Source organism: Brevibacterium sp., from assembly GCF_022712115.1.
GTDB lineage: Bacteria > Actinomycetota > Actinomycetes > Actinomycetales > Brevibacteriaceae > Brevibacterium > Brevibacterium salitolerans.
In genome coordinates this window covers 1-7,196 of the sequence record NZ_JALAHB010000228.1, presented here as the reverse complement: position 1 = coordinate 7,196, position 7,196 = coordinate 1, and the positions used below count along the sequence as shown (strand labels likewise).

Annotated in this window: 5 protein-coding genes; 2 read left to right on the top strand and 3 right to left on the bottom strand. The window is 71.2% G+C overall.

Annotated features, from left to right (window positions below):
• Nucleotides 1–132 precede the first annotated feature (132 nt).
• From tgt to hisC, 3 genes are read right to left on the bottom strand one after another with little or no spacing between them, the layout of a single operon-like run.
• Nucleotides 133–1,380: a tRNA guanosine(34) transglycosylase Tgt gene (gene tgt, locus Q0A33_RS13555; protein ID WP_291797809.1), complete on the bottom strand. Its 1,248-nt coding sequence runs from the start codon at nt 1,378–1,380 to the stop codon at nt 133–135.
• Nucleotides 1,377–2,960, bottom strand: a complete 1,584-nt coding sequence (locus tag Q0A33_RS13550) for an FAD-linked oxidase C-terminal domain-containing protein (RefSeq protein ID WP_291797806.1) — start codon at nt 2,958–2,960, stop codon at nt 1,377–1,379. Before Q0A33_RS13550 ends, tgt begins: the two co-directional genes overlap by 4 nt.
• Nucleotides 2,961–2,963: 3 nt before the next feature.
• Nucleotides 2,964–4,076, bottom strand: coding sequence for a histidinol-phosphate transaminase (gene hisC, locus Q0A33_RS13545; protein ID WP_291797801.1), 1,113 nt, complete (start codon nt 4,074–4,076; stop codon nt 2,964–2,966).
• 54 nt (nt 4,077–4,130) lie between these two features.
• On the opposite strand from hisC, the gene Q0A33_RS13540 reads away from it, so the two are divergent.
• Together Q0A33_RS13540 and Q0A33_RS13535 are read left to right on the top strand one after the other, a co-directional pair.
• Complete coding sequence (locus Q0A33_RS13540; RefSeq protein WP_291797798.1) at nt 4,131–5,468, top strand: alpha/beta hydrolase; 1,338 nt, start codon at nt 4,131–4,133, stop codon at nt 5,466–5,468.
• A gap of 285 nt (nt 5,469–5,753) precedes the next feature.
• A complete protein-coding gene (locus tag Q0A33_RS13535) occupies nt 5,754–7,013 on the top strand; it encodes a PLP-dependent aminotransferase family protein (protein ID WP_291797795.1) in 1,260 nt (419 codons plus the stop codon).
• Nucleotides 7,014–7,196: the final 183 nt, after the last annotated feature.

Here is a 7,196-nt window from a genome sequence, read left to right as displayed (position 1 = left end):
TAACGAGGAGAAGCTCAGAGAGGAAGGGAGGTCCGCTCACGGCGGACCCTCACACAGCGCGGAGCCCCACCTCAGAGCGGACCCCGCACACAGCGCGGAGCCCCACCTCAGAGCCACACGCGGAGCCCCGGCTCAGGGCTTGTCGCCGGAGTAGTACCGGCCCAGAACCTCGGCCTCGAGCTCGTCGAACCTGCCGTCCTCGATCGACTGCCGGATCCGCGCCACGAGCCCCACCGTGAAGTGCTCGTTGTGGATCGTGCACAGCGTGTTGAACAGCTGCTCCTTCGCCTTGTACAGGTGGTGGAGGTAGGCGCGCGAGTAGTGGCTGCACGTGTAGCAGTCGCACTCCGGCTCGATGGGCTTCCAGTCCCGCTTGAACCGTGCGCCGGAGATGTTGAACCGCCCGTCGTGCGAGTACACGGCCGCGTTCCGGGCCACCCGGGACGGCGAGACGCAGTCGAAGGTGTCAGCGCCTCTGCGAATCGCGGCGAAGAAGTCGTCCGGTTCGCTGATGCCCAGGAGGTGCCGCGGCTTGTCGTCCGGCAGCTCCTCGCACACCCAGCCCACGATGGTGCCGAGGTTCTCCTTCTCCAGGGCTCCGCCGATCCCGAAGCCGTCGAAGTCCATGCTCGCCAGATCCCGCGCCGCCTTGCGCCGCAGGTCCTCGTACTGCGCACCCTGCAGCACTCCGAAGAGCGCCTGGTACGGCCGGTGCGAGCGCTCCTGTGTGAGACTGACGTGCTCCTCCACGCAGCGCTGCGCCCAGAGGCGGGTGCGCTCCAGCGACTCCTCCTGATAGCGGCGCGTGTTCGTGAGCATCGTGAGCTCGTCGAAGGCGAAGATGATGTCCGCGCCCAACTGGTGCTGGACCTGCATCGATACCTCGGGGGTGAAGCGGTGCAGCGAACCGTCGATGTGCGAGCGGAACGTCACCCCGTCCTCGTCGACGTTCGCCAGACGCTCCTCACGGACCTCCTGCTGCAGGTCCTTTTGCATGTCCGGCCGGTTCGTGCCGGCGAACTCCGTGGAGAGCACCTTCTTGGATCCCACGCCCAGGCTCATGACCTGGAAGCCGCCGGAATCCGTGAAGGTGGGCCCCTGCCAGTTCATGAACGCGCCGAGGCCTCCGGCCTCGTCCACGATGTCCGGGCCCGGCTGCAGGTACAGGTGGTAGGCGTTGGCGAGCACGGCGTCCGCGCCCAGCTCCTCCACCTGCTCCGGCGTCACGGTCTTCACCGTCGCCTTGGTGCCCACCGGGATGAACGCAGGCGTGCGGATGTCACCGTGCGGCGTGCGGATCACACCGGTGCGACCGCCCGCCTCCAGGCGTGTGCCCTCGGAGAACCCGAACCGCGCGCGTTCGTTCACGGCCCCGCTCATCCGCCCAGCTCTCCGAGCATCTTGCCCGGGCTGAGGATGCCCAGCGGGTCGAGCTCGCGTTTGATCGCCAGGTGCAGACGCTGGGACACCGGGTCGAGCTCCCGGGCCAGCCACGTGTTCTTCAGCACGCCCACTCCGTGCTCACCGGTGATGGTACCGCCCAGCTCCAGGCCCGCCTCCATGATGGCGTCGAACGCCGCGTGCGCCCGGCGCGTCGACTCCTCGTCACGGGCGTCGAAGACCACGGCCGGGTGCATGTTCCCGTCGCCGGCGTGGCCTGCGACGGAGGTGATGACCTGGTGTTCGGCAGCGATCAGCTCCATCCGGGCGAAGAACTCCGTGAGCGCCTTGCGCGGCACGCACACGTCGTCGATGAGCTCGCCGCCGCCCTGCGTCGCCGCGAACTTCTCCATCGCCGGAGCCACGGCCCGCCGCGCCGCGACGAACAGCTCGGAGTCCTCCGGGTCGTCGGAGACCGTCACCTCCGTGGCGCCCTGGGCCTCCGCGACGCGCTGGAAGGCCGCCAGCTCCTCTGCGGCCGCCTCCAGCGAACCGTCGCCGTTGGACTGCACCAGGATCATCGCCGCGGCGCCGTCCGGCAGCCCGAAGTCCCCGTAGTCGTTGAGGAAGCCGATCGTCACACCGTCGATGATCTCCAGCAGCGAGGGCGTGGCGCCGGAGGCCATGAACTCCGTGATGGTGGAGCCCGCGTGCTTGATGTCGTCGAACAGCGCCACGCCGGTGAGCGGGGGCGGGATCGCGGGGATGAGGTCGAAGACGATCTCCACGACCACGCCCAGCGATCCCTCCGAACCCACGAACAGACTCGCGAGGTCGAAGCCGGCCACGCCCTTCGCGGTGGGCCGGCCCAGGGTGGTGAGCGAGCCGTCCGCCAGCACGACCGTCAGCTGACGCACGTAGTCCTTCGTCACGCCGTACTTCACGCAGCACAGCCCGCCGGCGTTCGTGGCGACGTTGCCGCCCAGCGAGGAGATGTCCACGGAGCCCGGATCCGGCGGGTAGGCCAGGCCGTGCGGTGCCAGTGCATTCTTCAGCTGCCGGTTGACGACGCCGGGCTGGACACGGGCGGTCTGCTCCACCGTGTCGATCTCCAGCACCTGATCCATCGCGGCCAGGGACAGGAGGAGCGCACCGTCCGTCGCATTCGCCGCGCCTGCGAGCCCCGTCCGGGTGCCCTGCGGGATGACCGGCACCCGGTGCTCGCTCGCGAAGCGCATGACGGCCTGCACGTCCTCGATGCTGCGTGCGCGCACCAGCCCGCGTGCACGGCCCACCGGGGAGAAGATCGCGCGGTCCTGCGAGTGGGCGAGCACGACGTCCGGGTCCGTCACCAGGGCGCCTGCGCTGAGTACCGCCTCCAGCGGCGTCAGGTCGAGGGTGGCCTCGGGCGGGAGGAGGCCCTCCCCTCGCGCCACGGCACGGTCCGAGGCCGAGGCCGAGGCACCGCCCGAGGCCGGTGCGGGCTGCGCGTGCCCGGCCAGGGGCTGTGCCGGCGAGGTCGCCTGCCCTGCCCCCGCGGGGGCCTCGGGCACGGGTGTCTGCTCAGTCGAGGAGGTCATGGCTCACTTTCCGATGAAGGTGCGTGCGATGTCGACGAGGCGGTCGAGCGCCTCCTGCGGGCCCACCGTGACACGGACTCCCGCGCCCAGATTCCGCACCGCCAGGCCTGCGGCCATGCAGGCGTCCGCGAACTCCTGGGACCGCTTGCCCAGCGGCAACCACACGAAGTTGCCTCCGCTGGGCGGCACCGGGATCCCCACCTCCCGCAGGCGGGCGGCGAGTTCGTCACGGAGGACGCCCACCTCCTTGGACCGCACGGCGATCTCGTCCAGGTGCGCCAGGGAGGCCTGCGCGGCCGCCTGCGCCGGTGCGGTCACGCTGAAGGGGGCGATGGACTTGCGCATCTCGTGGATGATCCCCGGCTGCGCGAGCGTGTAGCCCACGCGCAGGCCGGCCAGCCCATGCGCCTTGGAGAACGTCCGCAGAACCGCGAGGTTGGGGTAGGTGGCGAGCCCCACGGCGGAGTCCACGGGCGCGTCCAGCCCCGCGCCGTTCGCCCGGATGGAGGCAGCGCCCTCGCTGCCGGGGGCGAAGTCCACGTACGCCTCGTCGAGGACGACGAGGACGTCCGCGGGCACCTGCTCCATGAAGGTGTCGAACTCCGCCTGCCCCATCACCGCGCCGGTGGGGTTGTTGGGCGAGCACAGGAGGACCAGCCGGGTGTCCTCGCGGATGGCCTGGAGCATGGCGGGGAGATCCATGCGGCCCTCATCCGCCAGCGGCACCGCGATCTTCTCCGCACCGGTGAAGCTCACCACCTGCGGGTACATCTCAAAGGAGGGCCAGGGGAAGACCACGCTGGTGCCGGCCTCTGCCGTGATGCCGATGAGCGCCGAAAGCCCCTCCGAGGCGCCCGCGGAGACGACGACGTTGTCGTAGGGCACCTCGTGATGGGCGGCGAGCGCGGCGGTGAGATCGTGGGCGGAGGGATCCGGGTAGAGGTGCGGCGTGCGCGCCGCACCCAGGATCGCCTCCAGCGCTGCAGGCAGCGGATCCATGTGGTGCTCGTTCGACGAGAGCTTGTACGACTGCACGCCTTCGACCGGCGCCGGCGGTTTTCCGGGGACGTATGCGGGAGTGTCGGCCAGGGCGGGCCGGACGCGGAAGTTCGTCATGGTCCGATTCTGCCACCCGGCACGGACGCTTGCGTCCCGGTCCACAATGAGGAGATGGACGAGATCCCGCGGACGGAGCAGCCGGGCGACGGAGGACAGCGTCGTGACGCTGTGCAGCCCCATGCCGCAGAGCAGCCGAGCAACACTCAGCAGCCGAACGACCCGGCGCAGTCGCACAGCGCAGAGCAGTCGCACAGGACAGAGCAGTCGCACAGCACTGAGCAGTCGCACAGGACAGAGCAGTCGCACAGCACGGAGCACCTGAGGGCGCACGCGACGCACCCCCTCGACTGGCAGGAGGACCTCCTCGGCGGGGACTTCTCCTCCCTGTGCCTGCCGCTGCCGGAGGACCGGCAGGCCACCCTCGTGCGGCATCGGCCCCGGCACTCGCTGCCTGCGGCGGGAGGCGCGCCGGGAGCTGCGGCGCTGGACCCGGCAGCCGCCCGCGATGCCTGGGTGCCCCTGGCCTCGGCGATGGATCCGCGCATGCTCGCGGACGTGGCAGTCCTCCACCTCCACGGCTGGTCCGACTACTTCTTCCAGCAGAACCTCGCACGGTTCTGGACCGGGCTGGGCGCCCGCTTCTACGCGCTCGACCTCCACGGCTACGGCCGCAACCTGGATCCGGATCTCATGGAGCGCTCGGCCTTCTCCGCGCTGCGCGAGCCCCCGGACCCGGAGCGGATGCAGCGTCCCGGCTACACGACGGACCTCTCCGACTACGACGCGGATCTCGAGGCCGCCCTCGCCGTCATCGCCCAGGAGTCCCCGGGCAGGCGCGTGGTGCTCTCCGCGCACTCCACCGGCGGTCTCATCGCCGCACTGTGGGCCGATCGCAACCCGGGGCGCGCGCAGGGCCTCGTCCTCAACTCGCCGTGGCTGGAGTTCCAGTTCTCCACCGCGATCCGGAAGCTGCTCCAGCCGGTGTTCGCACGGACACGCTCGGCCACCTCGGCCCTGCGCCTGCACATGCCCAACCACTACGTGATGGCGACCTCCGCGACCCTGGGCCGGCTCCCCTACGACATCCGCCTCAAGCCCGCGGAAAGCTTCCCTGTCTACGCCGGCTGGATCCGGGCGATCTTCGCCGGGCACAAGGCCGTGGAGGAAGGGCTGAACATCGAGGCGCCGGTGCTCGTCCAGACCTCCAGCCGCAGCCTCATGAAACTCAGCTACGACCAGGAGATGGAGGAGACGGACATCGTGCTCGACGTCGACGCGATCGCCCACCGGGCCGTGAACATCGCCCCCACCGTGGTGCTGGACCGGGTGCCCGGCGCCATGCACGACCTCTACATCTCCCACCAGGAGGCGCAGACGCACGCCTTCGCCGGGCTGCTCCACTTCTCCCGCGGATACCTGGCGAAGGGGCCCGAGGCCGCGGCGGAGTAGCGCGCGGGTGCGGTTGCAGCAGCGCGCGGGTGCGGGTGCGGCAGCGCTCGAGTGCGGGTGCACTAGCGCGCGGGTGCACGCACAGAGGGATGTGCGGGCGTAGAGGGATGTGGCTCCGCGCCCCATCCCGGGAGGTTACGTCTGCGTAGCGGCCGTGCGGGGCGGCCGGTACGCAGACGTAACTTGTGGGATGCGGCGTGCGGGATGCGGCGTGCGGAATCGAGGAGGCCCGCATCCGTGAGACGGATCGCACACACCGGCCCGGTCTCCCCTACGATGCGGGCCATGACCGAGACTTCGCACACCGCGTCCGCATCGGCCCGGACCGCCCCGACGGAAGCTGCACACGACGCCTGGTTCGACCGTCTCGCCGCCCGCGCCCAGGCCGGCCCGTCCGAGCTCTCGGCGGTGCTGGCGATGGCCTCGGCGGGCGGTGATCTGGTCGACTTCTCCGGCGGCTTCCCGGATCCTGGCCTCTACGACACCCAGCTGCTGGGCGAGACCGCGGCCAAGGCCATCGAGTCGCGGCCCGAGGTGGCCCTCCAGTACGCGCCCAACTACGGGCTGGCATCTCTGCGCGAGGTGCTGCGCGCCGAGGTCTCCCGGACCCAGGCGGTGGTCCCCGGTCCGGACGACCTCATCGTCACCTCGGGCGGGGTGGATGCCCTCACCCTCATCTGCAAGGCCATGCTGAACCCGGGCGATGCCGTGCTGGTGGAGGCGCCGTCCTACCTGGGCGCGTTCAGCGTCTTCCGGTCCCACGACGGCGTCTGCGTCTCCATGGAGAACGACGCGCACGGCCTGATCCCGGCCAGCATCGAGACGGCGTACGCGCAGGCGCGGGCCCAGGGCGCGTCGCCCAAGGTCGTCTACGTCATCCCGGACTTCCAGAACCCCTCCGGCCTGCGCCTGGACTGGGAGCGCCGCAGGGAGGTCGTGGAGATCTCACGCCGCCTGGGGCTGCTCGTGCTCGAGGACGTTGCCTACCGCGACCTCGCCTTCGACGGCTCCTACGTGGACTCCCTCTACGAACTGGGGCCTGACGTGACGGTGCAGGTGGGCACCTTCTCCAAGACCTTCACACCCGGCACGCGCATGGGCTGGGCGGCCGGCCCCGCCACTGTCATCGACGCGATGGCCCAGGCCAAGACGAACACGGACCAGTGCGCGGGCGCTCTCGGACAGACGATCCTCGAGGCCCACATCATGGAGGGCCACTACGCCGCCTCGCTGCCGGTGCTCCGCTCCGCCTACGCCGCGCGGTGCCAGGGGCTCATGGACGCGCTGGACGGCGCACTGAGCTCCTCTGCTGCGTGGACCGTGCCCGCCGGCGGCTTCTTCACCTGGGTGGATGTGCCCGGCGTCGACACCAAAGCCCTGGCAGCGCTGGCGATCGAGGAGGGTGTGGCGTTCGTGCCGGGCGCACCGTTCTTCGCCGACGGGCGCGCGACCAGCCAGCTGCGCATGAGCTTCTCCCGCACGCCGGTGAGCCGGATGGCCGAGGGCGCCGCGCGGCTGGCCCGCGCGATCGAGCGAGTGCGGTGAGTGCGGGGGCGGAGGCCCTCAGACACGAGGCGGAGCCACGGCGCTCCCGTCTGCGGGTTCGCCGCGTGGGGGGGGGGGAAGCGGCGGGGGCGCGGGCGGGGGCGCCGGGGCGCCGCCGCGGGGCGGGGGGCCGCCCCCCCCGCCCGGCGCGCCCGCGCGGGGGCGGGCGGGCCCGCCGGGGGG